Source organism: Corynebacterium matruchotii, assembly GCF_011612265.2.
GTDB lineage: Bacteria > Actinomycetota > Actinomycetes > Mycobacteriales > Mycobacteriaceae > Corynebacterium > Corynebacterium matruchotii.
In genome coordinates, this window is sequence record NZ_CP050134.2 from 2,038,917 (window position 1) to 2,065,791 (window position 26,875).

25 protein-coding genes are annotated in these 26,875 nt (G+C 54.0%); 10 read left to right on the forward strand and 15 right to left on the reverse strand.

Translation table 11 applies throughout. The features are described from left to right. Positions 1-272: 272 nt before the first annotated feature. Both ahcY and HBA49_RS09065 read right to left on the reverse strand, forming a co-directional pair. On the reverse strand, positions 273-1,709 hold the full coding sequence (gene ahcY, locus HBA49_RS09060) for an adenosylhomocysteinase (protein ID WP_005520056.1): 1,437 nt from the start codon (positions 1,707-1,709) through the stop codon (positions 273-275). A gap of 223 nt (positions 1,710-1,932) precedes the next feature. Then, positions 1,933-2,304, reverse strand: coding sequence for a DUF4259 domain-containing protein (locus tag HBA49_RS09065; RefSeq protein ID WP_005520054.1), 372 nt, complete (start codon positions 2,302-2,304; stop codon positions 1,933-1,935). Positions 2,305-2,658: 354 nt separating this feature from the next. On the opposite strand from HBA49_RS09065, the gene HBA49_RS09070 reads away from it, so the two are divergent. Further along, positions 2,659-3,411: a hypothetical protein gene (locus tag HBA49_RS09070; RefSeq protein WP_005524101.1), complete on the forward strand. Its 753-nt coding sequence runs from the start codon at positions 2,659-2,661 to the stop codon at positions 3,409-3,411. Here the strand turns inward: HBA49_RS09070 and manA are convergent. The 4 genes from manA to HBA49_RS09090 all read right to left on the reverse strand — a co-directional run bounded on the left by manA (position 3,408) and on the right by HBA49_RS09090 (position 7,802). Then, positions 3,408-4,610 (reverse strand): mannose-6-phosphate isomerase, class I, encoded by a 1,203-nt coding sequence (gene manA, locus HBA49_RS09075; RefSeq protein WP_005523891.1) that lies wholly within the window; start codon positions 4,608-4,610, stop codon positions 3,408-3,410. The genes HBA49_RS09070 and manA overlap by 4 nt on opposite strands. Before the next feature lie 220 nt (positions 4,611-4,830). Further along, on the reverse strand, positions 4,831-5,832 hold the full coding sequence (locus HBA49_RS09080) for a phosphoheptose isomerase family protein (RefSeq protein ID WP_005520047.1): 1,002 nt from the start codon (positions 5,830-5,832) through the stop codon (positions 4,831-4,833). A gap of 23 nt (positions 5,833-5,855) precedes the next feature. Beyond that, positions 5,856-7,232, reverse strand: coding sequence for a phosphomannomutase/phosphoglucomutase (locus HBA49_RS09085; RefSeq protein ID WP_005520046.1), 1,377 nt, complete (start codon positions 7,230-7,232; stop codon positions 5,856-5,858). Positions 7,233-7,298: 66 nt separating this feature from the next. Then, entirely contained in the window at positions 7,299-7,802 is a 504-nt protein-coding gene (locus HBA49_RS09090; RefSeq protein ID WP_005524350.1) for a DUF3499 domain-containing protein, read from the reverse strand. A 103-nt stretch (positions 7,803-7,905) separates the two neighbouring features. On the opposite strand from HBA49_RS09090, the gene HBA49_RS09095 reads away from it, so the two are divergent. After that, entirely contained in the window at positions 7,906-8,358 is a 453-nt protein-coding gene (locus HBA49_RS09095) for a metallopeptidase family protein (protein ID WP_005524469.1), read from the forward strand. Between the two features lie 117 nt (positions 8,359-8,475). Here the strand turns inward: HBA49_RS09095 and HBA49_RS09100 are convergent, their stop codons facing one another. The 3 genes from HBA49_RS09100 to HBA49_RS09110 form a co-directional block, all read right to left on the reverse strand. Continuing rightward, a complete protein-coding gene (locus tag HBA49_RS09100; RefSeq protein ID WP_005520041.1) occupies positions 8,476-8,724 on the reverse strand; it encodes a WhiB family transcriptional regulator in 249 nt (82 codons plus the stop codon). A 529-nt stretch (positions 8,725-9,253) separates the two neighbouring features. Further along, complete coding sequence (manB, locus tag HBA49_RS09105; RefSeq protein ID WP_005524237.1) at positions 9,254-10,330, reverse strand: mannose-1-phosphate guanylyltransferase; 1,077 nt, start codon at positions 10,328-10,330, stop codon at positions 9,254-9,256. 35 nt (positions 10,331-10,365) lie between these two features. Continuing rightward, a complete protein-coding gene (locus HBA49_RS09110; protein ID WP_005524143.1) occupies positions 10,366-11,532 on the reverse strand; it encodes a glycosyltransferase family 2 protein in 1,167 nt (388 codons plus the stop codon). Between the two features lie 87 nt (positions 11,533-11,619). On the opposite strand from HBA49_RS09110, the gene HBA49_RS09115 reads away from it, so the two are divergent. Next, positions 11,620-13,194, forward strand: coding sequence for an LCP family protein (locus HBA49_RS09115; protein WP_040431389.1), 1,575 nt, complete (start codon positions 11,620-11,622; stop codon positions 13,192-13,194). 354 nt (positions 13,195-13,548) lie between these two features. On the opposite strand, the gene HBA49_RS09120 is transcribed toward HBA49_RS09115, so the two are convergent. Both HBA49_RS09120 and HBA49_RS09125 read right to left on the reverse strand, forming a co-directional pair. Further along, the gene (locus tag HBA49_RS09120; RefSeq protein WP_040431386.1) at positions 13,549-13,800 is read right to left on the reverse strand and encodes a hypothetical protein; all 252 of its coding nucleotides are present in this window, start codon (positions 13,798-13,800) and stop codon (positions 13,549-13,551) included. A 364-nt stretch (positions 13,801-14,164) separates the two neighbouring features. Continuing rightward, complete coding sequence (locus tag HBA49_RS09125; protein WP_005524397.1) at positions 14,165-15,034, reverse strand: hypothetical protein; 870 nt, start codon at positions 15,032-15,034, stop codon at positions 14,165-14,167. 422 nt (positions 15,035-15,456) lie between these two features. Here HBA49_RS09125 and HBA49_RS09130 point away from each other — a divergent pair, with 422 nt between their 5' ends. After that, positions 15,457-16,182 (forward strand): TIGR03089 family protein, encoded by a 726-nt coding sequence (locus HBA49_RS09130; protein WP_005520026.1) that lies wholly within the window; start codon positions 15,457-15,459, stop codon positions 16,180-16,182. A gap of 124 nt (positions 16,183-16,306) precedes the next feature. Here HBA49_RS09130 and HBA49_RS09135 read toward each other — a convergent pair whose 3' ends face one another. After that, positions 16,307-17,281: an NADP-dependent oxidoreductase gene (locus tag HBA49_RS09135; protein WP_040431383.1), complete on the reverse strand. Its 975-nt coding sequence runs from the start codon at positions 17,279-17,281 to the stop codon at positions 16,307-16,309. Between the two features lie 86 nt (positions 17,282-17,367). Between HBA49_RS09135 and HBA49_RS09140 the strand changes: the two genes are divergently transcribed. From HBA49_RS09140 to HBA49_RS09155, 4 genes are all read left to right on the forward strand, one after another. After that, positions 17,368-18,372: an ABC transporter ATP-binding protein gene (locus tag HBA49_RS09140; protein ID WP_005523908.1), complete on the forward strand. Its 1,005-nt coding sequence runs from the start codon at positions 17,368-17,370 to the stop codon at positions 18,370-18,372. Positions 18,373-18,475: 103 nt separating this feature from the next. Next, positions 18,476-19,738 carry an ABC transporter substrate-binding protein gene (locus tag HBA49_RS09145; protein WP_005524695.1) on the forward strand — a complete coding sequence of 421 codons (1,263 nt, stop codon included), beginning with the start codon at positions 18,476-18,478 and terminating at the stop codon, positions 19,736-19,738. 85 nt (positions 19,739-19,823) lie between these two features. Further along, on the forward strand, positions 19,824-20,849 hold the full coding sequence (locus tag HBA49_RS09150; protein ID WP_050773675.1) for a carbohydrate ABC transporter permease: 1,026 nt from the start codon (positions 19,824-19,826) through the stop codon (positions 20,847-20,849). Beyond that, entirely contained in the window at positions 20,842-21,663 is an 822-nt protein-coding gene (locus HBA49_RS09155; protein WP_005524241.1) for a carbohydrate ABC transporter permease, read from the forward strand. Before HBA49_RS09150 ends, HBA49_RS09155 begins: the two co-directional genes overlap by 8 nt. A gap of 8 nt (positions 21,664-21,671) precedes the next feature. Here HBA49_RS09155 and HBA49_RS09160 read toward each other — a convergent pair whose 3' ends face one another. Both HBA49_RS09160 and HBA49_RS09165 read right to left on the reverse strand, forming a co-directional pair. Continuing rightward, positions 21,672-22,268 (reverse strand): hypothetical protein, encoded by a 597-nt coding sequence (locus tag HBA49_RS09160; protein ID WP_005524687.1) that lies wholly within the window; start codon positions 22,266-22,268, stop codon positions 21,672-21,674. Positions 22,269-22,577: 309 nt separating this feature from the next. Continuing rightward, complete coding sequence (locus tag HBA49_RS09165; protein ID WP_005524600.1) at positions 22,578-23,066, reverse strand: YdcF family protein; 489 nt, start codon at positions 23,064-23,066, stop codon at positions 22,578-22,580. A 56-nt stretch (positions 23,067-23,122) separates the two neighbouring features. Here HBA49_RS09165 and HBA49_RS09170 point away from each other — a divergent pair, with 56 nt between their 5' ends. Further along, on the forward strand, positions 23,123-24,049 hold the full coding sequence (locus HBA49_RS09170) for a phytoene/squalene synthase family protein (RefSeq protein ID WP_005524650.1): 927 nt from the start codon (positions 23,123-23,125) through the stop codon (positions 24,047-24,049). Positions 24,050-24,051: 2 nt separating this feature from the next. Beyond that, positions 24,052-25,572 (forward strand): phytoene desaturase family protein, encoded by a 1,521-nt coding sequence (crtI, locus tag HBA49_RS09175; protein ID WP_005524426.1) that lies wholly within the window; start codon positions 24,052-24,054, stop codon positions 25,570-25,572. Between the two features lie 136 nt (positions 25,573-25,708). Here crtI and HBA49_RS09180 read toward each other — a convergent pair whose 3' ends face one another. Continuing rightward, positions 25,709-26,875: a serine hydrolase domain-containing protein gene (locus tag HBA49_RS09180; protein WP_005523988.1), complete on the reverse strand. Its 1,167-nt coding sequence runs from the start codon at positions 26,873-26,875 to the stop codon at positions 25,709-25,711.

Consider the following 26,875-nt stretch of genomic DNA (forward strand, 5'->3'; position numbering starts at 1 on the left):
ACGGATCTTGAAGCGACAACTGGAGCCTTGGCCCTGCCACAGTCTCGCTGCGTGGCCCATGTGCGTTAAAAGCCGCAAAGCCTATGTGGTCCCATTGTTAGAGATCGTAACGAAGGGCGCACTGCCCAAGCTCCCTTTCCGAACATTGGGAAAATGAAGCTTTCGACAACGGTAATGGCACCGCCCCAGACAAGCGGCTTCATCATGGGTCGGGTATAAAACCCGTGGCAGGCAAAGTCCCGCAAAATCCTTCTCACATCACAGGGCGCTGTTTAGTACCGATAATGTTCTGGCTTATAGGGGCCTGCCACATCAACCCCAATGTATTCGGCTTGTTCCTTGGTAAGCTCGGTAATTTCCCCACCCAAGGCCTCCACATGAATTCGGGCCACCTTCTCGTCCAAGATCTTTGGCAGACGATACACCTCGTTCTGATATTGTCCATCGTTGTGGAACAACTCAATCTGGGCGATGGTCTGATCTGCAAAGGAATTTGACATAACAAAACTGGGATGTCCGGTAGCATTACCAAGATTCAACAGACGACCTTCTGAAAGCACAATAATTGCCCGTCCGTTAGGAAGATGGAACTCATCTACCTGGGGTTTAATATTCACCCGTGTGACATCATCACGGTGCAACAAGGACGCCATATCGATCTCATTATCAAAGTGACCAATATTGCCCAGCACCGCATGGTCTTTCATTTCTAGCATCTGTTCAAATGTGATGATACCAAGGTTTCCGGTGGCGGTAATCACGAGGTCAGCATCACGGATAGCGGTATCAACCGTGACTACTGGGAAACCATCCATGAGGGCCTGGAGGGCATTGATCGGATCAGCCTCGGTCACTTTCACCCGAGCTCCCTGACCCGCCATTGCCTCAGCACATCCTTTGCCCACATCGCCATATCCGCAGATCAAAACGTTTTTTCCACCCATGAGCATATCGGTGGCACGGTTAATACCATCAATGAGCGAATGCCTGGTGCCGTATTTATTGTCGAATTTAGATTTCGTCACCGCATCATTGACATTCATAGCTGGGAAGGGCAAGACGCCCTCCTCGGCGAAATGATAGAGACGATGCACACCAGTGGTGGTTTCTTCAGTCACTCCCTTCACCGTTTCCGCGATGGTGGCCCATTTAGGCCCTTCGGTAGCAAGCACGTTCCGAAGAGTGTCCTTGAAAGCGATAAACTCGTCGGAATCCCCTATTTCGGTGGCTGGCACAAAGCCCGCTTCTTCCCATTGCTTACCGCGAATGACAGCCATGGTGGCGTCACCACCATCATCAAGGATCATGTTGGGGAACACACCATCACCCCAACTGAAAATCTGGTTAATGCACCACCAATACTCGGGCAAGGTTTCACCTTTCCAAGCAAAAACTGGTACACCAGCGGGGTTGTCGGGGGTGCCGTCTTTCCCAACCACGACTGCGGCAGCAGCCTCATCTTGGGTGGAGAAAATATTACATGAAGCCCAGCGCACTTCCGCGCCAAGTGCCACGAGCGTTTCAATGAGGACCGCAGTTTGGACGGTCATGTGGATAGATCCGGCAATGCGTGCACCCCGAAGCGGCTGTTCATCAGCATATTCGGCGCGTAATTGCATGAGGCCAGGCATTTCATATTCAGCCAGGCGAATCTGATGACGGCCAAGCTCGGCAAGAGACAGATCGGCGACTTTGTAATCAAACGTCATACGGACTCCTTGATGGTGGTTTAGTAGCGGTTAATGTGACTCACTATAGCCGACCGAATTTAGGCTTGCCGTTCCATGACAATTCGGGCATGAAAAACCTCTAAAAAACCAACATTACCCCCTTTTGAGGGGGTAGATCGTGGCTTATTTATCATATATCACACTTCATAAGCCACCAGTGCTTCGGCAAACCCAAGCATCAAAATATTGGAGCGCTACAACATCATTCCAAAGCCTCAATGAACGGCTCAATGTCCAGATCTGAATCCTCTTCCGTCTCGTCTCTGGCAGCTTCCAGCACCGCACTAGCCGCTTCACTGAGCTCTTCCGAAATATGCCCCACTAATTCCCGCAGGAATGGATACTCGTCCGCAACCTCACTGGCAGAAAATGGGGCCCCCGCCCAAATCGCCGCAATTGTTGCTGCACAAAGCCCATTTTCCTGTTCTTCTGCCGAAAGCTTCGTAGAACTGAGCACCAGCTTACAGCTGTCCTCCACGGCCTCCACAATATCTTCATCATCCAGAGTTGCCAGCTCATCCAAAAAATCAGTGTTAGCCTCACGGCTAAAAATTTCGATATCCCATGTACTCATATCGTTATCGCTTTCTCACCATGTTTGTATTCATTTTGTGACACTCCGAGGAAGAAAAATCTCGATTGTGCGATTATTCACTTCCTGCATCGTATCTTAAGGGCTTATGCCACCTGGCACCCTAGAGGTACCTAAGGCCATTTATACAGCTACTTAGAGGATTCTGCCGAGGCTTTCCATGGAAATCACCAAAAACCTCCGAAAAGAATTCCGTACGCCATTTTCGCTCCCACGATTCAACAGCTTTGCCCCGCCTATATAACGTTTGTGTTAAGGTCAATGACTGACCCTATGGCGCGCTACCACAGGCGCCAAGTACACACGTAAACAGGCTACCGAAGCCGGAGGTACTGAATGAGCAGCGACAAAACAACCAGTCGCTTCTTTGCGTTCGTCTCCTGCGGTTTTGCTGGTGCTGTGGTGATTGGCCTTGGTGTATGGCAACTCGGTGTTGTCCAAAACAGCAGCCAAACCACCAGCGATGCTGGAATTATAGCAGCTATCACAAGTGATAGTCCTGTCCCTGCCGCAATGAGCGGCACCAACCCTAGCAATACCCCCCTACCAGTACCTACCCCCAACTCTTCTGGGGGCAACCGCGAAAAAACCCCTGATAATCAGGATAAAAATGATAACACAACCACCCCACCAACCGAGCAACCCAATGATATCAAACGTGATCCTCTGCTACCACCACGCGCCTATGTCGCCCCTGACCGGGGTAACCAGCCGAAAAATACTTCCGGCAATGTAAACACGTTCGTTCCGCCCATCACCGCGGAAAACGTCCCCCGCGTCCATCCTGTACCACCGCCGCCGCTCCTAGGCGATACCGACACCACCCCAACCCCCTCCGCTACCACTCCTGCCTCCAGCACCCCGACAACAACCTCATCGTCACCCACAACAACATCCACCAGCACCGAAGCCCCCCATAAAGCAGAACGCGAACGGGAGCGAGCGTCGGAACCCACCCCAACTCCCTCCCCCGCAACCGTGCCGCACCCCCAACATGCCCCCTACTCCCAGGGAACATCCCCCGGTGATTCCGCCAACCAGGCCTATGCCACCATGACAGACCCGCAACTAACAGATCCGCAACTTTAAGGCGTCGACAAGCGTGCGCCCACCCCCACCACAAAAGCCTGACCTGCGCCAGTAACCTGCACCAGCGGTTCCTCCGCAGCCGAAATCCACACGGCTTCTGTGGGGTGCAGCACCTGAGTTGCCGGTCCCACCGTCACCGTAACGTGCCCCGCGGTGCACAACACTACACGCGGCCCAGGAATTTGCGCTGACCACGGCGACTCCTCCGTCGCAGTAACCATACGCATATCGAACTCCTCAACCGGTACCTCAAACCAGCCAGTATCGTTAGACGTGCGCGGATTCACCAACGAGGTAAACCGTAAGACCCGCGCTAACTCCGGCACATCCACATGCTTCGCAGTCAACCCACCCCGAAGTACATTATCGGAATTGGCCATAACCTCCACACCCAAGCCACGACAATACGCATGTAGATTCCCGGCATCCAGATAAATCCCCTCCCCCGGCTCCAGCCTCACATAATTGAGCAGCAATGCCCCCAATACCCCAACGTCACCGGGATAATGGGTATCCAGCTCAATAATGTTTGCCAGCGTCTCCCGCTGCCACTCGGCAGCGCTCCCCTCCGCCACCACTCGTTTTGCCGCAACAATTATGTCATCAATCAATTGCTTACGCACCGCCGCCGGAATCGTAATCCACGTGGTAAACAGCATCCGCAGATTGACAGCTTCTTCACCGGTGGAATCAATCATTCCCACATACCGGGCAAGCGACGGACAATCAAGCGCAGCAAATAACTCCAAAGTCGCAGCTAACGGCCGGAAACCAGCCATCGCATGAAATGGTGTCAAAGCAACAATAAGTTCCGGCTTATGATTATCATCGCGGTAATTCCGATTCCCCGCCCGCACATCAATGCCCTGAGCGTTCTCACGCTGAAACCCTTCCTGCGCCTGCGCTAACGACGGATGCGCCTGCAACGACAACGGCTCCGCTACCGCCAAAATCTTCAACAAAAATGGCAAACGATCCCCAAACCGAGCCCGCACCGCAGCGCCCAACTCCCGATCCGGATCCGCAGCAATAATATCCGTCAACGGCACCCCAGCAATATCCGCCGGGGCCGCTGGATGCGCCCCATACCACAGTTCAGCCTGGGGATGCTGTGTCGGTGATTCCTCCCCCCGCAGATCAGCGATGAGGGTTTTCGACCCCCACGAATACGACTGGAGACTCGGATTGAGAGAGAACATATCAGCCTTTCTGCCAATAGTTATTAAAATTGATACAGATATTATCTGTTAGGAAACACCCGCTAAGAACAGCACCCACCGGCAACACCATGCACCAAAAAGCACATAGGGAAACACATCCGGTAGCGAACCCATCAGACCAATGCGCGCCAGGCCAAAGACCCCGGCGTCGACACGAAACCACCACATAGCCCACGCATGTCGACAACCAGCTGCTTCACTACTCTGTCGAGAAAAACACGGTAGCGGCAAACGCCCGGGCTAAGAGTCGCAACACGCTTACCGGCACGCTATTCGAAACACTGGTCACAGCAATGGCACCCGGCAGCCCTGGCACATCAGCATCCACCGCACACCACACTATAGGTTTGAGCGGTAACCCAACCGAACCATCACCATCAAGGAGTGGGTCGTAAAAAATATCACGATGCGGCCCTTGATAATAACGAGAGGCGCCAGCAAGCTCCGCAAGCGACAAACTAGCACTGACCCGGCCTCGCATCGCCCACAGGGTGGATGCTAATGATGCCAACGCCACACCCGGCACGCTATCGGAACAGTGGACCAGAGAACCGGTAATGACGGCGAGTTCCCGCGCCGGGTTCACGGTCTCGTCCCGTTCGGGGGAGCACGATGCCAACTCCTTGTCGATTTCCTCCGCCCAGTCGGTAAGTTTTTGCACCACAAGCAGCGGGTCAAGGTCAGCAAGTTCCAACACGGCCAGCACGGATACCACGCTGCGGGTTGGACTGGGCCCTAAGGCATTAGGTAAATGGGGCACAATGATTGTGCCTCGTGGAGCGTCACTCACCATGGGGCAGTCACCCGGGCATACCAAGACGGTGGTGATGCCCCGGCTCACCGACTGGGAGATAGCACGACTAATGGCGGCATCTTCACCTTTTTCGCTCACCACGATGAGTACGTCGAGGGCACCAAGATAGCCGGGGATGGTTTCGGTAATGACCAGGGCCACCGGCAAGGGTTGGATGAGGCTGGCCGCTAATTGCGCACAGCGGTAACTGAGGTTATCGGCACAAAGCACCACAATGCTTCGAGCCCGCACACCAGCAAGGGAGGCAAGTCCGGGGATTTCCGCCCCAAATTCATCATGCTGCGGTTTCACGCTTGCTTCGATCGCCCCCGCTATGGCCCTGACCTGGGCCCCTTCGTGGGCGATATCGTAGAATGCCACTGCAAGAGGATCGTATCCATTGCTCATACTTGACTATCCTACGGAAGTTTTTATTTGCGGATAATGTCGAGAATTTCAGTGACGAGTGCTGTTACCTCATCTTTGGTGGGGGCTTCCACATTAAGCCGTAGCAATGGTTCGGTGTTGCTGGCCCGCACGCTGAACCAGGCTGGAGTGTCTCGAAGCTGCACGGTGACCCCGTCAAGCGTATCCACACTTTCCGTCCGATCCGCAAAGGCATCCAGGACGGCCTGGGTACGTTCCTGCTGCTCTTCCTGAGACTCCAACCGGGTATTGATTTCGCCGGAGGATTCGTAACGCTCATAGCTAGCCATGAGTTCGCTTAAGGGCTTCTCTTGGTTGCCCAGGGCGGCCAAAATGTGCATGGCGGCCAGGATGCCGGAATCCGCATTAAAGAATTCGGAGAAATAATAGTGGGCGGAGTGTTCACCACCGAACACGGCATGGGTTTCTGCCATTTGGGACTTGATAAAGGAGTGCCCCACCCGAGTGCGCACCGCGGTGCCGCCGTTTTCGGCAATCACTTCCGGCACTGCTTTAGAGGTAATGAGGTTGTGAATTATGGTGGCCTCGGGGTGTTTCTTGAGATAACGCTCGGCTATTAAGGCGCAAATAGCCGAGGGGCTTACCGGGTCACCGTTTTCGTCAACAACGAAGCACCTGTCAGCGTCACCGTCAAAGGCAAGACCAATGTCGGCACCGGTCTCCTTGACAAATTTTTGCAGATCTACCAGGTTTTTTGGATCCAGGGGGTTGGCCTCATGGTTGGGGAAGGTGCCATCCAATTCAAAATACAAGGGTTCGATTGTAAGCGGGAGGCCAGCGAAAACCTCGGGCACGGTGTGGCCGGCCATGCCGTTGGCGGCATCAACCGCCACTTTCAACGGCCGAATGTCATCGAGTGGCACAAGCTTCCGCAGGAAGGCCGCATAGTCAGCCAGGGTATCCGCTTCGGTGAGTTCACCGGGGTGCCCGTGATAGGTGGGGATTTTTTCCACCAGGTTGGTGACGATATCGGCGAGGCCGGTTTCTTGTCCAACGGGTCGGGCGCCAGACCGACACATTTTGATGCCGTTATATTCCGCGGGATTATGGGAGGCGGTGAACATGGCGCCGGGAATGTCCCGATCCCCGGAGACGAAATAGAGTTGGTCAGTGCTGGTGAGCCCGAGGAATAGCACGTCCATTCCTTGGGACAGCACACCGTCGGCAAATGCCCTGGCCAGTTCGGGTGAACTGGGCCGCATATCATGGCCGATAGCAATGGTGTGGGCTTCTTCTTTACGCATGAGGCGGCCGAAGGCTGCGCCTACATCAGTAATAAGTTCGGGGGTAATGGATTCCCCTACGATTCCGCGCACATCGTACGCCTTAATCACGTCGGTCACTTCTTCGCGTGAACGCATCCCTCAAGCCTTCTCTTTTTAGTGGAGTCAAACTTAGCCAATTCTACCCACTGATTGCGAAAAGAATTACTTGAAAGTGGTATTTGTGTCGGAATCGGGGTCATCGGTTGGTTCGTCGTCTAGCTCTTCAGCGTCGGGGACAATGGTCAAATGGCCTCGTTGAGTGGGTTTTTTTCCACCACGGTGTGCCGGATGGTTGGGAACATATTCTTCCGGTTTATGCCCAAATGGGGCATTAGGGGCGGCGCTACCAAAATCTGGGGGCGGCATTTCGGCCTTAGCACCGGTACGCATTCCCTCAAATGGGGTGTAGTGGTGAGTGGTCTCTGCAACAACATCGACCAGCGCCATGAGATCTTCATCGTCTTCAATGGAGGGGACGCGAATAAGCTGCCACCCCATGGGGGTGGTGATTTTTTCGGCGTGTTCGGCGCATAAATCCCAGCTATGGGGGTCGTCATTGCCTTTTAAGGGACCTATGTAGGCGGTTGATTGGGCGTATGCATAGGTGAGTGTCGCTACGGCAGGCAGGCCGCAGCCGGGGCGAGAGCAACGACGAAATTGATTCACGTGTCAGAGTTTAGACCGATTTGGGTGACCATTTTGGTACCACCCCGATTTTCGGCGTGCCCTTTGCCCCCAAAGTGGGCAGGGCAGTTTAGGCTTAACCATTATGAATGATCGTCGTGATCGGCATGGTCGCGGGGTGCGTGGCCCGCTCATGCCGACTAAAATCCCCCGTTACCGCAGGCGACCTGAGCTTTTCGACGCCGCGGTGTTGGAGGCTTACGCTCCCATTCAGCAGCAGTTCACCGTAGAACTTGAATCGCTCGACATTGCGGTCGACACCATTCCCCGGATGCGCCTGAACATGGATTGGGATTCGTTCCCACCCGAGGTTGTGGTTGATGGTCCGGTACCGCTTGGCCGGATTATTCAGGCGGGGATTGATATTCATGGGTATCCGACTCGGGCTAGGATTGTGATTTTTCGCATGCCAATTGAGCAACGGGTGCAGGGCGCTAAGGAACGGCAAGAGCTATTAACAATTGTGCTCACCCAGTTAGTGGCCCAATACTTGGGCATTACTCCCGAGGATATTGACCCGCATTTTCGATCTTATTAGAGACTAGTTATCTGGGCGAAGAGACAAAGACCAGCCTCACCATAAAGATGAGGCTGGTCTTTGTGTTTTCATTCGGCAGTACCCTGTGGGGTGCTACCTCCTTGTGGTTAAGAGCAATTAACCGATATCTCGCTTTAGACGGCGCCGCTCACGCTCTGACAGACCGCCCCAGATACCGAAGCGTTCGTCATTGAGCAAAGCGTACTCCAAGCATTCGTCCCGGACGGCACACGCTTGGCAAATACGCTTTGCCTCACGTGTGGACCCGCCCTTTTCAGGGAAGAATGCTTCTGGATCGGTCTGGGCGCATAGCGCCTGCTCCTGCCACTCCTGTTCGGCTGCACCAAACAAGTCATCAAGAGACATGCTGCGCCCTGACCGAGTGCGAGGCGCGGAGTTACTAGCCTTATAGTCCACGCCACACTCCTCTCGTTATTTTATGTTTTATGCCTTTACCAGAGGTAAAAGCCGTGAACAATAATTCTTTAAAATACAATTATGTAACGCTGAGAATTGCCTTAAAGCTACCACAATTTTATAAAAACCGCCGGTAGCAGCCTTTCTCGTCATCAAACTGTAATAATAAAGGATCTGCTTTCAAGTGAACAACACACTACATGTCAAGTCAAGCCCAATGGCATGAATTTTCTTTCATTGGTGTCATTTTCCCAAGACAAAAACCACATTAGTAACACAAATAACACTGCGCCCCAGGAGGGCGATTTTCTTGGGGGTACTATATATTGTGCTTCACCCCCGGATTATAACGCTAGAGCAACAATTATGGTGCGCCGAGGAAAAAATATGTATGTAGATCCCGACCAGGAAAAACACTAAAAAATCAGATAAAAATGGCCGCCCTATACCAGCGGCCATTATCAAGTATACTACTTATCTACGCGTCGGAGCTGAAACGAATCCCATTATCCGGAATTTTTACCCCAGGCCACACCCGCAGCCCATCCTGAAGCTCACACCGAGCCCCAATATGTGCTCCTTCACCAATGACACAATTCTTGATTCGAGCATTCGCCCCAATGCGAACCCCATGCCCAATGATGGAATCTTCCAGCACCGCCCCCGGCTCGATTGTCACTCCATCAAACACCACGACATCATCCAATCGACAGCCCGCCCCCACTTCAGTGCCTCGACCAATGACCGTACCGCCCAACAGTAACGTTCCGTCTTTTACCAGCGCTGACTCGTCGACAAGCGATTCACCGGTACGCCCCACCAATAACGGCGATGGCGCAATGCCCCGAACCAAATCGGAACTGCCCCGCACGAAGTCACCGGGGGTACCCATGTCCCGCCAATAGGCATTATCCACATAGCCATACACCGCATAGCCGTCTTCCAAGAGCTTCGGGAATGTCTCGCGCTCAACCGAAACCACTCGGCCCGCCGGAATATCGGCGATGAGCTCCCGGCGGAACACATAGCAGCCAGCATTAATCTGATTTGTTGGCGGATCTTCTGTCTTCTCCAAAAACGCCAGCACTCGCCCGGTGGCATCTGTAGGCACACAACCGAACGCCCGTGGATTTCCCACCTGCACCAAATGCAGCGTCACATCCGCATTATTGGCCTCATGCGCCTGCAAAATACCGGTCAGGTCTGTGCCCCCCAGCACATCCCCATTGAACACCATGGTGGTGTCCCCCCGTAGCCGGTCGTACACATTACGAATACCGCCCCCGGTACCCAGCGCCTCGTCCTCAACCACGTATTCAATATCCAGGCCTAGCGACTCCCCTGTACCGAAATAATCTTCGAATACCTCTGCCTTAAACGATGTGCTCAACACCACATGTTCAATCCCGGCTGCTTTGATACGAGCCAACAAATGCATCAGAAACGGCACACCAGCCGTCGGTAGCATGGGCTTCGGAGTTGACACTGTAAGTGGTCGCAATCGGGTGCCTTTACCACCCACTAACACCACAGCATCAATGCTATTTTCGGTCACTATCGGTTCCTCCAGTACAAATCATTGAGCACCAATTATTTTTTCATTTTAGTAAAGCCCACCACAACCACTGATCGGATCTTTAGCCCAATCCATAACATTGCGCGAATAGGGGCCTGCCACCAGTGCGGATGTCTGTCCGCTTGAAACCGATACGCCGACTCGTGGTGCGCAGGTAGCATACTCTCTGGATGTTTTCCGGCAGAATGCCCCACCGCATGCGTAATTTGAGCTGTGGGACACAAAACGTTGGTAAACCCGGCGCGCCCAAACCGATCGCCTAAATCCACGTCCTCCATATACATGAAGTATCGCTCGTCAAACCCGCCGATACGGCAGAATGCATCCCACCGCACCAAAAGACATGAGCCAGACAACCAACCGGCTACCCGTTCCTTGTCCATTACCGCATTGTCTCGATATGCCTTTGACCATGGGTTATTGGACCAGATTCCGGAAAGTAATGCGTGGCCAATCCCATTACTCAAGGTGGGGATGGCGCGTGCCGACGGATAGGCGGAACCATCCTCCTGCCGAATATACGGTCCCACGTCCGCGGCGTTCGGCCATCTATGGGCGCATTCGATCAGCTCGTCAATGCTGCCCGGGTCGAACACCACATCGGGGTTGGCGATAACGAAAAATTCGGGATGAATTTCACCGGCTTCTATGCGAGGAATGATATGGCGGGCAGCAATATTAATGGCCGTACCATAGCCCACATTTCCCCCGGTAGGGAGGAATTCTACGGCGTCATTATTGTGTGCGGCTTGTTCCGGGGCACCATCAGTGGAACCGTTGTCGGCCAGATAAACCTGGGTGGGGAGGCTGGTGGCAGCAGGGATGGAGTCAAGGAAGTTGGTGAGGTATTTGCCTGGGGAGTAGGTCACGGTAATAACTGCTAACCGTGGTGATGGTTTTTCCTGTTTGGTGATTAACTCATCGGTAACAGCTGTGTCACTGATTGGTGTCTTGACGGGGGCGTTATTAGGTGTTGCGCTATCACCCTGTGATGGGTTGCTGCGAGCCGCGCCACCACGTGTTATGTCATTATGCGCCAGATTATTGTGGGCTTGAATGTGGGGGGTGTTGTCGGTTTGGGTGGCAGGTTGAGTGCTATCTTGTTTATCGCTGTTATCCACCTGCCTGATTCTACTGTGCTCGGCGCGCTTGCCCCCAAAAGCAGTTCTACGCGACCCCATCAAGATGTTTCTCAGGAGATAACAGGTTATTCTTGTATTCAATTTAACTGTTTTCTAGTTACCCCTTAAAGGAGTATCGGAAGCACTATGGGTTCCAAAACTCGACGTAATCGTCCTATTCGTACACCATCAAGTTATGGCCCTGACACCTTACAACAGGGTCATACTGCTGTGAAAGCCTTGGTGTCATTTATGTCTGCCCTAGTGCTTATTGTCTCGGGGGTCGGCTATTTCGCCATTGGCCGAGTGCAAAGCAATATTGCTAGCGCCGGTTCGTTGGATTTAGGGGCCGCGGGGCTAACTGATGCACTTGATGGTGCGATTGATATTTTGATGGTGGGTAACGATTCGCGTAGCGACGCCCAAGGGAACCCACTCACCCCCCAGGAGATTGAGCTTCTCCATGCTGGTGATGAGGAGGCTGATAACACGGACACCATCATGGTGATTCGTATCCCAAATGATGGTAAGTCGGCCACCGCGATCTCTATTCCCCGCGACACCTATATTCATGATGAGGTTGCTGGTAACACCAAGATTAATGGTGTGTATTCGGCCTATAAGGCGGAGGAGAAAGAGCGGCTGCTTCAGTCTGGGCAGCAGGATGGTCCGGAGCTGGAGGAGAAGGCGAAGGATGCGGGTCGTAAAGGCCTGATTAAGGCTATTCACGAGTTAAGTGGGATCACGGTCGACCACTACGCCGAGGTTGGGTTATTGGGTTTCGTGTTGCTGACCGACGCGGTGGGCGGCGTGGAAGTGTGTCTGAAGGAGGCAACGAAAGACGAGTTTTCTGGGGCGGATTTCCCGGCGGGTAAGCAGACTTTGACGGGGGCTACGGGTCTTGCATTTGTGCGGCAGCGGCATGGTTTACCTCGGGGCGATCTCGATCGGATTGTGCGGCAACAGGCCTATATGGCATCCCTGGTATCGAAAGTTCTTTCGACTGGTACGTTAACGTCCCCGGCCAAGTTGGCCAGCTTAGGTAGCGCAGTCACGCGGTCGGTCACGATCGATAAGGATTGGGATGTCATGCAGTTAGCCACTCACATGCAAAACCTGGCGGGCGGTAATGTGAAGTTCAATACTATCCCGGTGACGTCGATTGATGGTGTGGGTGACTATGGCGAATCTGTGGTGACGGTGGATCCAGCCGAGGTGCGCAAATATTTCACCACCTTGCTGGGAAATGAGGCTCCGGTGAAACAGCCGGCACCAACTAGTAAACCACAGGAAAAGCCTGTCAATCCAGAAAAACAGGTCCTCGTGTTGAATGCTTCCACGGTAACAGGTCTGGCCGGCAATGTAGCGGAAGCGCTCAAGAAGATGGGATACCAGGTTTCTGAGACCGGTAATGCTCCGGAGGGGCTTTATAACCAGTCACAGGTGATGGCGGCCAATGCAGCCGACCCGGATGCTCATGCCCTAGCTGAACGGCTTGGCGGATTACCTGTGGTCGCAAGCCCATCGCTGGATAATACGACGCTGACGGTAATTACTGGGCCGGATTATAACGGGCCTACGGGCAATGCTGGTGATGCTGGAAATAATAATTCCACCCCAGCGACCACTTCCCAGGTGGTGGGGCAGCAAGGGGCGGCTTTGGAGGCAGAGCAGCGCTCCCCTGTGCTTGATGCTGGCGCAAGTCCTAGATGCATTAACTAAAAGGCATGAGGCCAAAGCTCCACTTTCCACATAGGATTCCGTATAGGAGCTTCGGCCCTGCAGAACAAGCTGGCGCTCTGGCCTAACGCGGTTGTTTTTCTATGGCTGTTTCGCCCACCTTGCTACCTTCTACCCCGTGCCTGGTGTGCCCCTAAACATTGCGCATTCAACCGAAACCGACAGGCCGATAACCAAACCACCGATGGTCAGCAAACCTTCCTACAAACCTGCTACAACCATGATTTCACCATAATCGATCATAATTGACGATGCTATCGGTCGGTGAAGTTTTTCGGAAGCTCCCTTATCCAGTATCTTGCCCACATTATCCATCGACATGTTGATGCCAATTCTTTAAGTGGAGCTTTCGCTTGTTACTTCCTTGGCTCGTTTCTTCATGCTCCACTGTGCCTCGCCGGGTTTACTGGGGCCAAGTTCGCCGGATGGTTCACCGGATTCGCCAGGAGTAAAAGCTCCACTTCTATGGGTGCTGATCCAATAAAGCGGATCGGTGATCGAAAGTGGAGCTTTCGCTTTGTCATTCTCGGGCTTCTTCACGAATAATTTTGCCGCTACCAGCATGAAACCCATGAAATCTCGGCTCATCACCTACAAACCTGCAGCATCACAATGGCAAATCGTTGGTTGCCGCATTGATTACCATTGGCCGCTGTTTCGATACACGAAATCTCGCATCCCGCCTCGACTAATATTGGTTTATCTTGTTTGGGCTTTCCCTACATGGTGGGTTTTCCTTTTTCGGGGTGAAGGCCCCACACCATCTGCAGAAAATGAGGGCAAGCACTACCTGGTGATGTCATCAAGCACCACCAGATATCAAAACGATCGGCATGTTTGAAAGAAAAATGCACCCGGCGCTCTCTGATTCTTCGTTCAGAAAGTGCCAGGTGCATGATAAAGACCCCACATGCGGCCCTACCCAACTTAAGGCCACATGTATATATGTGTTTTAGGAGGACTTGCCCTGAGAACCGGTGCTCGTCCCACCAGAGACGCTGCCGCTGGAGCCAGCTTTGTTGTTGCCGTTACCTGCGGAGCCACCGTTAGCACCGGCGCCACCTTTTTCGGAGGATCCACCGGCAGAGCCGTTGTTAGCGCCACCTTTTTCAGAAGAGCCACCGGCGGAACCGTTGTTACCGCTGTTGCCGCCCTTTTCGGAGGATCCACCGCCCACTACGGAACCGTCTTTTTCACCGGATTTGCTGTTAGGATCGTTCTTGCCGCTGGTGTTGCCGTCGGAACCAGTTTCGGTGCCGGCCTTAGCGCTGGAGCCGCTGGACAGTGCGGAGGTGAATGCGGTGAAGAAGCCCTTCAGGTTACCGCTGAACAGGGCCTTGAAGGCAGTGCTCAGGACGGAGATGATCTTCTGAGGCAGGTTGAGCAGCTTGTCCAGGCCGCTGCTACCAGTATTGATGTTGCCCAGGGAGTTTGCCTTCTGGTCACCCTTGCCTTCGCTTCCGGCCTTGTCATTGCTCTTGTTGTTGGTGCCGCCCTTCTCGGAGGATCCGCCGACGGAACCGTTGTTACCGCTGTTGCCGCCCTTTTCAGAAGAGCCGCCGCCTACTACAGAACCGTCTTTCTCACCGGACTTGCTGTTCACACCAGTGCCGCCCTTTTCTGCGGAGCCGTTGGCAGAACCACCGTTAGCTCCGCCACCGGACTTGTCGGTGACACCGCCGCCGGACTGCGAGTTATTGTTGCCGTTATTGGAGTTGACGGTCACCCCGCTGCCGTTTCCTTGCTGTGCTTGTGCGGGAACCAGTGCTGATGCCGATGCCAATGCGACTGCGGAGGCGATCGCAATCATCTTGCGCTTCATTATTTCTCCTTGCGGATAAAGTTTTTCGAATTGACTTGGCCCAGAGTAGGGCCTTCGCTTATGAAAGAGATTAATTGTTTTTTAGAAGCGTGGGCTAAAATTGCCATATTTTATAAGTGTTATACCCAGGTTATTCTCAATTTTTCTATTTTTCCTGCGATTATTTGGCTCAAAACTTAAAAGCATTGACATTACGGAGTAATAACAGCACTTGTCGCTCATTGTTGCCAATTAGTGATCTATAATGCGGGTGAATGGGAAACATAATTTGTTGACCAGGGTTTTTAGAAGAATCCATGGGCAATCACACCCAAATGTAAGCTTTGTCACAAATAAGTCGTATGGGGGTTTATCGGGGGGATCAATCGGGGCTGATAGCAAAGTTTTCTTGGGTCCAGCACGGATGACTACTATCAACAATCATGGATTTACTTGCAAAAATCTTGGCTTCGGACCCCACCACACCACGACTGACCGTATATGACGAAAACACTGGCGCCCGCCTGGATTTTTCCGGAATCACACTGGATAATTGGGCCGCGAAAGTCGCCAACATGCTGATTGAGGAATTAGATCTCACCGAAGATTCGCTCATCAGCATTGATCTACCCCCTGGGTGGCAGGCTGTTGCTGTTGCTTTGGGGGCATTGGCGGCTGACATTCCCGTCACGTTGTTCGATGCCGCCACCAGCGACGTGGTTTTTATCGCCGAAAACGATGTCCAGAACACTGCCGGAAATGCCGTCGAAAATGGCGCTGCCGGCCCAGGCGAGTATTCGGGCGATGTTGTGATCGTGACGGATGATCCTTTTGGCCGCGGTGTCGAGGAGACTGGTGGCACATTATTACCGGGAGCCATCGACTTTGGCCCAACCGTACGGTTTTATGGTGACCAATTCGCTCAACCAACCCGGTCATTGGCAGATATCGTGACCAATGTCTCACCGCAATCGCTTCATCGGTTCTCCCCGACCAGTCGCGTGTTGGTTCAGGGCTGGGCCAATTGGTTGGATTTTGTGGCCAAGGTTTTGGCCCCATTGGCGGCGGGTGGTTCCGTGGTTGTTGCCACCGGCGACTCGGATCGCCTCACCCCGGAACGCTTGGACAGGATTATTGATATCGAAAAGGTTTCCGAACGTTTACCTTGATACTTTGACGTGCTCAATTCAATGTGTTCCGGGGTGAAGCAACCGTACCCTAACTAACGGTCCACTGACCAATAATCCCTAGGCGACCAGCCTCCCCGAATAATTGACGAGGCAATGGCGATGATCACTGTAGTTTGACCACGAGTTTGCCCCGAACGTGCCCGCCCATGAGCTGCGTGTAGGCTGCCCGGACCGAATCAATATCGAACGGATATTCGTGCGCAATATCAATGGTGATCGTGCCATCGGCAACCAGGCTGGCGATTTCCGCCAAGTCGCTGGCCGGGTGGGCGTGCCGCATACCCGTGATGTGTACTCCTCGGAATGCTGCCTTTGGCCCGGGCACGAGTGTACCTATGGCTTTTCGGGACAAGCCTAGGGAAAATCCTAGGGTTATGTATTCACTGCCATAGCAGTCGAGCAGTTTCGTCACGGGTGTTGGGGCGGCCGCCCGCACCCGATCTACCAGCCCTTCCCCGTAGGCAACCGGAATTGCCCCCAGGGAACGCACGTAGTCGGCATTAGCGTCGCTAGCGATACCGATGACGGTTGCGCCCCGGTGGACCGCGAGTTGGGTAGCAAGAGAACCAACCCCACCTGCGGCAGCACTGATGACAATCACATCACCAGCGCGTAGATCAAGCGCCCGAAAAGCACCGCAAGCGGTTTGGCCGGGCACGCCTAAAGCTGCGGCGGTTTCAAAGGAAATACCTTCAGGTTTGAGGGTCATGTCTTCCGGCGCAATCAGTATTTCGGTGGCGAGGGCGCCTTGGCGCATGATGCTTGTAACCGGTTGGTAGAGGGTGCCGAGCACCGCGTTTCCGGCATCATCGACACCGGCGAAATCACGGGCTACTCCGCGGGGAAAAGTGCTGGAACGGCGTTGAAACCATTTTTTGGGGTTTATAATGCGTTGCAGTTTTTCCAGAAACCGCAGGCTACCATTGAACGTTTTATAGTCAACAGGATTGAGACCGACTGCGTGAACCGTAACATTCATACCACGATCGAGTGACACGGTTGCTGGCAGGGGTTTCTCGGATTCGACCAGCTCTAATACCTCAGGGCCACCAAAATCTGAGTACTGAATGATCTTCATATTACCCACACTACTCGCCTGGTTCTGCCACTCAATATGGTGTTTATCATCTTACGGACCCGGGCTTTACTGTTATTTTGGTAGCTATGGCCACTGTTGTGTTTGATTCCGTCACCATCACGTATCCCGGCGCGACACGTCCCAGTGTGGACCGGTTAGATCTCGCCATTGATGATGGTGAGTTTTTGGTGTTGGTGGGCCCTTCGGGGTGTGGAAAATCCACATCGTTGCGGGCATTAGCAGGGTTGGAGCCAGTGACGAGTGGCCAGGTTTCCATTGGGGGGAAAGACGTGACGGGGTTGGAGCCGGCGGCCCGGGATATTGCCATGGTGTTCCAAAACTATGCCCTGTATCCGCATATGAATGTGCGGAAGAATATTGGCTACCCCCTGCGGTTGGCGAAAATGCCGAAGGCGGAGATTGCGGCGAAGGTCGAGGAGACCGCCCGGGTTTTGGGGTTGTCGGAGTTATTGGATCGGAAGCCTAAGGACTTATCGGGTGGGCAGCGGCAGCGGGTGGCCATGGGCCGGGCACTGGTGCGAAATCCCCAGGTGTTTTTGTTGGACGAACCATTGTCAAACTTGGATGCAAAATTGCGGGTGCATATGCGCACGGAGGTGGCGGCATTGCAGCGACGGTTGGGGGTGACGACGGTGTATGTGACGCACGATCAGGTGGAAGCCATGACGTTGGGGGATCGAGTGGCAGTGTTAAAGGATGGGGTGTTACAGCAGGTTGCTGCGCCCCGGGAGCTTTATGATCGGCCGGTAAATATGTTTGTGGCCGGGTTTATTGGGTCACCAGCAATGAATTTATTTCCGGGAGTGGTGTTTGGTCGGGAGGTGATTATGGGGGTGCGGCCAGCAGATATGTGGGTGGGGGTTGGTCCGTCGGCAGCGGCGTCGATAAGCGGAACGGTAGTGCTGGTAGAGGAGTTGGGGTCGGAACGGTTTGTGCATATTCGGGCGGCGGGCGATGTGATGCTGGTGGCGCGGGCGAAGCAGTCGCCGCCGGTGGGGTGTGAGATTCAGGTTGGGTTTGACCCCGATATGGCGCACCTATTTGATCCAATAAGCGGCATTCGTGTGTGATTCGTATCATTTTACCCCTTGTTGTGGTTAAAAAGACACACGTCATCGTTTTTCTCACTACATTTTGTAGTAAGTATCCTAATTTATCGAAAGGATGAACCTTATGGCTCTCCGCAGTACTTGGAAATCAATCGCAGCTGTTGTGTTGGTCAGCGGATTGGTTTTGAGTGGTTGTTCGAAGGAATCCACCGGGAGTTCGTCTGGTGGTAGTTCGAATGAGGGTGGGCGTGGTCCTATTACCTATGCCATGGGCAAGGTGGATTCGGAAAAGCTACAGCATGTGATCGAAAAATGGAATTCGGTCCACCCTGATGAGAAGGTGACGTTTAAAGAGTTAGCTGGTGAGGCTGACGATCAGCGGGATTCGTTGGTGCAAACGTTGCAGGCAGGTCGGGATGACATTGACGTCATGGCCTTGGACGTGGTGTGGACTGCTGAGTTTGCGGCAAACCAGTGGTTGGCGCCGTTGGAGGGAGATTTAGCGGTTGACACTTCAGGGCTGCTGCAATCCACGGTTGCGTCTGGCACCTACAACAATAAATTATATGCGCTACCGCAGAACACCAACGGCCAGTTGCTGTACCGCAATACTGAGGTGATGCCGGAGAGCCCACAAACGTTCCAGGAGCTAGTGGATTCATGTTCGAAGGCGAAGGATGCGAAGCAGGAATGCTTAACGTTGCAGCTCAAACAGTATGAGGGTTTGACAGTCAATACCATTGGTTTCATGGAGGGCTGGGGCGGCAAGGTTTTAGATGATTCGGGTAAGCCTGTGGTGGATTCCGAAAACTCTAAGGCTGGCCTGAAGGCGCTTGTCGACGCTTACACTGCGGGGAATATTTCCAAGGATTCAACTTCCACCACGGAGGAGGAGACAGCCCAAGCGTTCACGGAGGGCAAGACCGCGTACGCAATCAACTGGCCGTACATGTTTGACCTGGCGGGCAAGGATCCGTCGAAGGTGAAGGATAAGTTTGAGGTGCAGCCCCTGGTGGGCAAAGATGGTGTGGGTGTGTCCACACTGGGTGGTTTCAATAATGGCATCAATGTGAATTCGAAGCATAAGGCAACCGCCAAGGATTTCATTGAGTTTGTCATCAACGAGGAAAACCAAACGTATTTTGCGGAGAATTCTTTCCCACCGGTGTTGGCCTCGGTGTATGACGATCAGGCCTTGATTGAGAAGTACCCATATTTCCCGGCGTTGAAACAGTCGCTGGAAAATGCGGTGCCGCGGCCGGCTTCCCCGTTCTATCCGAAGATTTCGAAGGCTATCCAGGATAATGCTTATGCGGCGCTGACCGCCGGCAAGAGCGTGGATGATGCCACCAAAGACATGAAGGCTGCTATTGAGGCAGCGAAGTAGGTTGTCGTAACCAACACTCAAAACCGCTTGTGATGAGGGGTTTTGGGTGTTTGGTTTTTCGTGGTTAGTGGAGGATTATGTGCTCATGAAGCAGGGTTCTACTCGGGCGGCGGTGTTACTTATTGCGCCGGCGATCACGGTGTTGGCAGTGGTTATTGGGTATCCGATTGTGCGGGCTGTTTATTTATCGTTCCAATCGGATAAGCATTTAGACCCAGTAACCGGGGTGTTTGTGCAGGGTGGGTTTGCCGGTTTTGACCACTATGTGTACTGGTTATCGCAACGTTGTGGGACAGCAACGTGCCCGCCGGGAGTGTTGGCGTCGGATTTTTGGCCGTCGGTGAAGGTCACACTGTTCTTTGCGGTGGTAACGGTGGCGCTGGAGATTGTGCTGGGCATGTTGATGGCGTTGGTGATGCATCGGGAGTTTGCCGGCCGGGGAATTGTGCGGGCGGCGGTGTTGGTGCCGTGGGCAATTCCGACCGCGGTGACTGCAAAACTGTGGCAGTTTATCTTTGCCGACCGGGGCATTGTGAACTCCCTGCTGGGCAAGCCGGTGGCGTGGACGACGGATCCGTGGGCGGCCCGGTTGGCGGTGATCATTGCGGATGTGTGGAAGACTACCCCGTTTATGGCATTGCTGATTTTAGCGGGGCTGCAAATGATTCCCCGGGACGTGTATGAGGCGGCCAAGGTGGACGGGGCAAATGCGTGGCAGCAGTTTTGGAAGATCACGCTGCCGTTGGTGAAGCCGGCGCTGATGGTGGCGGTGCTATTCCGCACCTTGGATGCGCTCAGGATGTATGACCTGCCGGTTATTTTGATTTCATCGTCGGCGAACTCTCCCACGGCCACGATCTCCCAACTGGTGGTGACGGATATGCGGCAGAATAACTTTAATTCGGCGTCAGCGCTGTCCACGATGGTGTTTTTGCTGATTTTCTTTGTGGCATTCATCATGATCCGATTCCTGGGGGCAGATGTATCCGGAAATAAGGAAAAACGGGAGTTACGGCGGGCAAAGCGCGTCGAACAGGATGTCGAATTTGATCCTGTTGGGCCGGGTGCTACCCAACAACCATTGGTGATGATTGGAGCAGGTCGTGCGTAAGGTCAATAATTATTTGGGCGTGGTTCTAATTTTGGTGTGGGGGTTGGCACCGTTTTATTGGATGGTCATTACGGCGCTGCGTGATAAACGCCACACCTTTGATACGACGCCGTGGCCAACGTATGTGACGTTGCAGAATTTCCGGGAAGCATTATCCACGGCAAAGGGCAATGATTTCGTGAACGCTATTGGAAATTCGCTGCTCATCGGCCTGCTGACCACTGTGATCGCAGTGACCGTGGGGGTGTTTACCGCCTATGCGCTGGCCCGCATGGAGTTTCGCGGCAAGGGGTTTGTGACGGGGATTGTGCTGGGCGCAAGCATGTTTCCCGGTATTGCGTTGGTCACACCGCTGTTTCAATTATTTGGTGATTTGAATTGGATCGGCCAGTATCGGGCCTTGATTATTCCAAATATTTCGTTCGCGCTACCGCTGACGATCTACACGTTAACGTCATTTTTCCGCCAATTGCCGTGGGAATTAGAGGAAGCTGCCCGGGTAGATGGTGCATCACGAGGCACCGCGTTTCGAACTGTCTTACTACCGCTTGCGGCACCTGCGCTCTTTACGACGGCCATTCTGTGTTTCATCGCCACCTGGAATGAATTCATGCTGGCCAAACAGCTATCCACGGAGGCCACCGAACCGGTCACCGTGGCAATTGCCAGGTTTTCTGGGGAAAGCCATTTTGAATACCCATACGCCTCGGTCATGGCGGCCGGTGCACTGGTTACCGTCCCGCTCATCATCATGGTGTTGGCATTCCAACGACGCATTGTGTCCGGGCTCACCGCCGGTGGTGTGAAGGCCTAATACTGGTGTTATTGGGCAGGGATGAGTTCCTGGGCAACCGTAACCCCATTGGGGTCGTCAAACTCGACTTTCCAGCTCACCGGGTTGGAGTCGTCCTCAATGTCGATGCTATCAATGGCCCCGTTCTGTTGCTTTGCACGCGCCTGCTTGGCCGCATCTAAGGCGGTAACCTTAGCGGCCTTAGCTTTGGCAACGTCATCATCGTTAGCGTCGTCGGTGGGAACCTCGGTGGCCATGCCGTCCGGTGTTACCTGGAATTTTTGCACCTTATCGTTGTCAACCACCTTGACCTCTACAACATCCGCATGGTCTTCCCTGTCCACATCCACAATGACCGCCCCGGCATGATCTTTAGCGAAGGCTTCCAGGGCCATAATGACCGGGTCGGTAGTATCGGCGGGCGGCTGATCGGAGGTAGGAGTCTGGGAGGTAGCTTCGGCCATGGCCTCGGTTTTCTCGGCAGTAGTCAATGGTGACACCGGTTGGCTGGCTCGCGCGGGCGCGGAACTAGTGGCATCCTTAGCATTATTACCGCAGGCGGTCATCAGTGGGATGGTAAGAATAAGCGCGGCAGCGCCGAAGGTAACTCGTTGGGTAATTGTCATGGCTACTCCTAAAATTACTGCGATTATTTCTGTATTCCATGAATTACAGTGCCTGTTCCCCAGTCTATACAATATGGAATATGCCGCAGCGAACACCCCAAAAACCCAGCAGAAACCCCGGCTCCGCCCCCAGGGAGCTCATGGTATTCGACACGCTCATAGGCATAGTCGGGTTTTTTACCTTGATGTTTTTCCTCAATGCGGTCGCTAATATTTTTCGGCCCGAACCAGCGGTGACGCCAGCCATAATTTTATTTTTATGCGTAACACTGCTGCTGGTGTTGTGGCGAATCCGACGGGCTAAATTTTTTACTGCTGCCGCCACCACGCCACCAGCCGACGCCACAACACCCGAGCCAGGGAGTGTGGAAACGCCGTCAATTCCCGGGCAAAATCCAGCTGGCGGTGCGGCGGCAACGTTACCGCCGTCAGCACCGTAATTGGGATTCCTAAATGCCAAGCCCACACCAGGGTGCGGAATTTATGAAAGTCACTCGTGACAACCATAAATGGTTGCCCCCTGCTTGGGTCGGGATGGCCGGAACTACGCAAAAGCGCTAAGGACCGCTCTAAATTTTCGTTCGTGCTTGTGGCGGTCGGCTCAATGAGGATACGTGCCGGGTCGATACCATTATCAATCAACCACGTCGCCATCACCGGGGCTTCGTCTTGACCGGAAACCACAATGGTTTCCGTGGGATATCGAGCAGCAATATCATGGGCTTTCCGCAGGCGGCTTGCGAGAACCGCCCCAGGTCTGCCCTCGTAAGTATGGGATCCCAAAACAATAATGGCCATTCCCCTACTCTAAACGAGTACACTAAGACTGTTCATCACTCCTTTCTCGGTACATTATGCATTCCTCCACTCTCGACCCCGACGCTGATTTATATCTCCGCCGCTATGATCGAATGGCTTTTCGAGCAGCCAGACAGGTCATTTCCAGCTATTCCACCAGTTTTGGGCTCGCCACCCGAATGCTAGGGAAACAACAGCGCACTGACATTCGCAACCTGTACGCCATGGTTCGTATCGCAGACGAAATCGTCGACGGCACCACCAAGGCAGCCGGGTTCGACATACCCGCCACCACCGCGCTGCTTGAGGAGTACGAACGGCAGGTTCTCGCCGCCCCGCTACGGCGCTTCCACCCAGACCCCATCCTGCATGCATATGCCATCACCGCCCGACGATGCAAGTTCGACCCCGAACATATTCGAGCATTCTTCGCATCAATGCGCACCGACCTGCAAAAATCTATGCATAATGCCGCAAGCTACAAAAGCTACATCTATGGTTCCGCGGAGGTGATTGGCCTGCTCTGCGTATCGGTGTTCCTGGCAGGCCGCAAGGTCGAGACCTGGCGCCGGGCCCGCATGGCAACCGGAGCACAGGCCCTAGGGGCGGCCTTTCAAAAAATCAATTTTCTCCGCGACTATGCCGAAGATCATGCAACGTTGGGGCGACAATACTTCACCCTGGAACTGACCGAAGCAACCAAAAAAGCCCTCATCGCTGATATTCGCACCGACTTGGCGACGGCGGAAACCGCCATTGGCTTGCTGCCACCGAGTTCTCGCACAGGTGTGCAATTAGCAACCCAGTTTTTTACGAAGCTCACCAACCAACTCGACCACACCGATACCCGCACGATCCGCAACACCAGGGTGCGGTTATCTCCCACCACCCGGGCCCGAATCATCGCCCAGGTCTGTGGCGGCTCCGCCCTGTCGACAATGGCGCGGATCCCGGGCATATCGAAGATCACGCAAAGGAGTTAAGGATGCCACCCAATTCTGCCGTTATCATTGGTGCCGGGATTGGTGGTTTGGCCACCGCCGGATTGCTGGCTCGGCAAGGCGTGCAGGTCACCGTGATTGAGAAAAATGATGAGGTAGGCGGTCGGGCCGGTAGCCTGGCGCTGGATGGTTTTCGGTGGGATGTGGGGCCATCCTGGTATCTCATGCCGGAGGCTTTCGACCGGTTCTTCGCGTTAATGGGTACATCGACGGAAGCTGAATTAAACCTCGTTACTTTAGACCCCGGCTATCGAATGTTTTTCGAAGGCGAAGCCCCCATGGATATCCCCCACGGCGCCACCGAACTTGAACAATTATTCGAATCGGTGGAGCCGGGTGCGGGCACGCAGATTCGGGACTATTTGCGCAGCTCTGCCGAAATGTACCAATTGGCACTGCAGCAATATCTGTACACCAACTTCACATCACCCCGATCATTATTGTCCCGAAAAATGCTGTCGAGACTACCACTATTAGGGATGTCATTGCGCAGGTTTGTGAACCGCCAGTTTCAGGATCATCGACTGCGAAAAATCCTGCAATACCCGGCGGTGTTTTTATCATCGCAGCCGAAACGCATTCCGGCGCTCTACCATCTTATGAGCCATACAGACCTCACCCTGGGGGTTCAGTACCCCCTGGGTGGGTTTCAGGAGGTTGTGGCAGCCCTTTACCGATTGGCGGTAGCAGAAGGGGTACAGTTCCGTCTGGGGCAAGAAGTGACGGAGATTTATGTTGATGACGAGGGTGTGCAGGGGGTGAAAATGGTCAACCGGCAGGGGATCCCCAGTGGCCAACTCGCCAATGTGGTGATTTCCAACGCCGACATTCAGCACACGGAAATGAAGCTATTACCACCAAAATTCCGCAGCTACAACCAGTCGTATTTTGCCCAGCGGGATCCAGGCATCTCTGCGGTATTAGTGCTCTTGGGGGTGGATGGTAAGCTCCCAACGCTCGCCCACCATAACCTATTGATGAGCCGTGATTGGGATGCGGACTTCGCTGCGGTGTTCGATAACCCAGGAAGCCTGCGGGCATCCAAGTCAATCTACGTTTCAAAGCCTTCGGCATCGGATCAAACGGTTGCGCCCAAAGGGTGCGAAAACCTCTTTGTGCTCATACCGGTGGCACCAAACACCAGCATTGGCCACGGCAATGCCTACCGGCAGGAAGAATCACCAATTGTGCGAACAATCGCCTCGGCGGCGGTGCGGCAAATTGGTGAATGGGCGAACATACCGGATCTGGTGGACCGGGTCATTCTTCGACGCACCATTGGCCCACAGGATTTCGAGGAGCGCTACCATTCGTGGCTGGGTGGGGCGTTAGGGCCAGCCCATACGCTGGGCCAATCGGCTTTTTTCCGCGGCACGAATATTTCCCGCCGGGTCAAGGGGCTACTGTATGTGGGTGGCACGACGGTACCGGGTGTGGGGGTTCCCATGTGCCTCATCTCTGCGGAAAATGTCCTCACCAGGCTGGGAATGCCCACCACGACATAATTGGGGCTTTACGCCTGTCCCACAGCAACAAACCCCAAAGCTCCACTTTGGCCGCGGCTCCCACCAATGCGGCAAGTGTCGGTGGCGAAGTGGAGCTTTCGTAGAGGCATGGGGCCGCCCAAGGAGCACAAGGACCCTATCGGGTCTTCGTCTTCTTGGTAAACCAGCCGGCATACAACAACGTGGCAGACGCAACCAGGCTCACCAACAGATTCGGAGCAAAACCCCACACTGTGGCCCACCGGGCCTTCACAATACGAGGCACCGACAAAAGCGCGGTGGGTAACACCACATTCCATATTGTTTTATGGCGGCAGCGCACCAACGGCAACGCCATAATGGTCAGGTACAGGGCCGACAATAGTCCGTGGCGTCGCAAATAAAGCCCCCGATCAACAGGCGAAGGTTGCCGGCCGGCAAGAATATTAGTAATCCCCGCTTCTATCCGCAGCCCAGACATGGTATTTCCCACATAATCCTGCATATTCGTCAAAACCACAACGCCGACCCCCAGCTCGGGAAGCAGCATCATGAAGGAAGAATAACCCTCCAAGGAGCCGGCGTGAAATATTCGATCGCCATCCCGGAACCACCCATCCCGGTAGCCGCCATCCGGCACCTCCGGGACACCATTATTCAGATAGTGCTGAAGATAAATCCCCATGTCATGGACGGTAGAAAGCACAAAACCCGCGGATAGATTCCCCCACCGGGCTTCGTTATTCATCCTATTAGGGAAGAACCGTTCCATCCGCCACGGAACCGGTTTCCCGAAAAACACGGTGTGGCCGGTCAGAAGATCAGTGACCCTGCCCAGATCCGCGGTGGTATTCCACATCCCCAGGGGTTCGAACACATGCTTACGCATATAGTAGTCGTAGTTTTCCCCCGATACCGCCTGGACTACCAGCCCCAAAAGATGATAATTAAGGTTAGCGTATTCGAACGCACCCGGGGCGTTGACAATAATATTATCAAGCGTTGCCTGGGTAGCAATCCCACTGGTGTGTGTTAATAATCGGTCAATCGTCACCCAATCCGGCACATGAAGATTCGCAAGATACTGGGTAACCGGCGCCTGCCGATCTACCCCCAGCTGCTGGATCGCCAACGCCGTCATCGACTTCGTGAGCGACCCAATGCCCGTCACCTGATTTGTTGACACCGCATCCCCGAAAGCCCGGGCATAACGCACCGAATCTTTGTCCACCACAACCACCTGCATGCCAGGTGCGTGGGTGGCCAGGAACACCTCGGACATATAGGCGTCCAACAACGCAGCAACGGACGTCGACAAGCTCAC

Bases quoted from the DNA above. Each gene is read 5' to 3' on its own strand.
- ahcY (WP_005520056.1), bottom strand. From the start codon at position 1,709: ATGACGTTTGATTACAAAGTCGCCGATCTGTCTCTTGCCGAGCTTGGC.
- HBA49_RS09065 (WP_005520054.1), bottom strand. From the start codon at position 2,304: ATGAGTACATGGGATATCGAAATTTTTAGCCGTGAGGCTAACACTGAT.
- HBA49_RS09070 (WP_005524101.1), top strand. From the start codon at position 2,659: ATGAGCAGCGACAAAACAACCAGTCGCTTCTTTGCGTTCGTCTCCTGC.
- manA (WP_005523891.1), bottom strand. From the start codon at position 4,610: ATGTTCTCTCTCAATCCGAGTCTCCAGTCGTATTCGTGGGGGTCGAAA.
- HBA49_RS09080 (WP_005520047.1), bottom strand. From the start codon at position 5,832: ATGAGCAATGGATACGATCCTCTTGCAGTGGCATTCTACGATATCGCC.
- HBA49_RS09085 (WP_005520046.1), bottom strand. From the start codon at position 7,232: ATGCGTTCACGCGAAGAAGTGACCGACGTGATTAAGGCGTACGATGTG.
- HBA49_RS09095 (WP_005524469.1), top strand. From the start codon at position 7,906: ATGAATGATCGTCGTGATCGGCATGGTCGCGGGGTGCGTGGCCCGCTC.
- HBA49_RS09100 (WP_005520041.1), bottom strand. From the start codon at position 8,724: ATGTCTCTTGATGACTTGTTTGGTGCAGCCGAACAGGAGTGGCAGGAG.
- HBA49_RS09110 (WP_005524143.1), bottom strand. From the start codon at position 11,532: ATGGGGTCGCGTAGAACTGCTTTTGGGGGCAAGCGCGCCGAGCACAGT.
- HBA49_RS09115 (WP_040431389.1), top strand. From the start codon at position 11,620: ATGGGTTCCAAAACTCGACGTAATCGTCCTATTCGTACACCATCAAGT.
- HBA49_RS09120 (WP_040431386.1), bottom strand. From the start codon at position 13,800: ATGAGCCGAGATTTCATGGGTTTCATGCTGGTAGCGGCAAAATTATTC.
- HBA49_RS09125 (WP_005524397.1), bottom strand. From the start codon at position 15,034: ATGAAGCGCAAGATGATTGCGATCGCCTCCGCAGTCGCATTGGCATCG.
- HBA49_RS09130 (WP_005520026.1), top strand. From the start codon at position 15,457: ATGGATTTACTTGCAAAAATCTTGGCTTCGGACCCCACCACACCACGA.
- HBA49_RS09135 (WP_040431383.1), bottom strand. From the start codon at position 17,281: ATGAAGATCATTCAGTACTCAGATTTTGGTGGCCCTGAGGTATTAGAG.
- HBA49_RS09140 (WP_005523908.1), top strand. From the start codon at position 17,368: ATGGCCACTGTTGTGTTTGATTCCGTCACCATCACGTATCCCGGCGCG.
- HBA49_RS09145 (WP_005524695.1), top strand. From the start codon at position 18,476: ATGGCTCTCCGCAGTACTTGGAAATCAATCGCAGCTGTTGTGTTGGTC.
- HBA49_RS09150 (WP_050773675.1), top strand. From the start codon at position 19,824: ATGAAGCAGGGTTCTACTCGGGCGGCGGTGTTACTTATTGCGCCGGCG.
- HBA49_RS09160 (WP_005524687.1), bottom strand. From the start codon at position 22,268: ATGACAATTACCCAACGAGTTACCTTCGGCGCTGCCGCGCTTATTCTT.
- HBA49_RS09165 (WP_005524600.1), bottom strand. From the start codon at position 23,066: ATGGCCATTATTGTTTTGGGATCCCATACTTACGAGGGCAGACCTGGG.
- HBA49_RS09170 (WP_005524650.1), top strand. From the start codon at position 23,123: ATGCATTCCTCCACTCTCGACCCCGACGCTGATTTATATCTCCGCCGC.
- crtI (WP_005524426.1), top strand. From the start codon at position 24,052: ATGCCACCCAATTCTGCCGTTATCATTGGTGCCGGGATTGGTGGTTTG.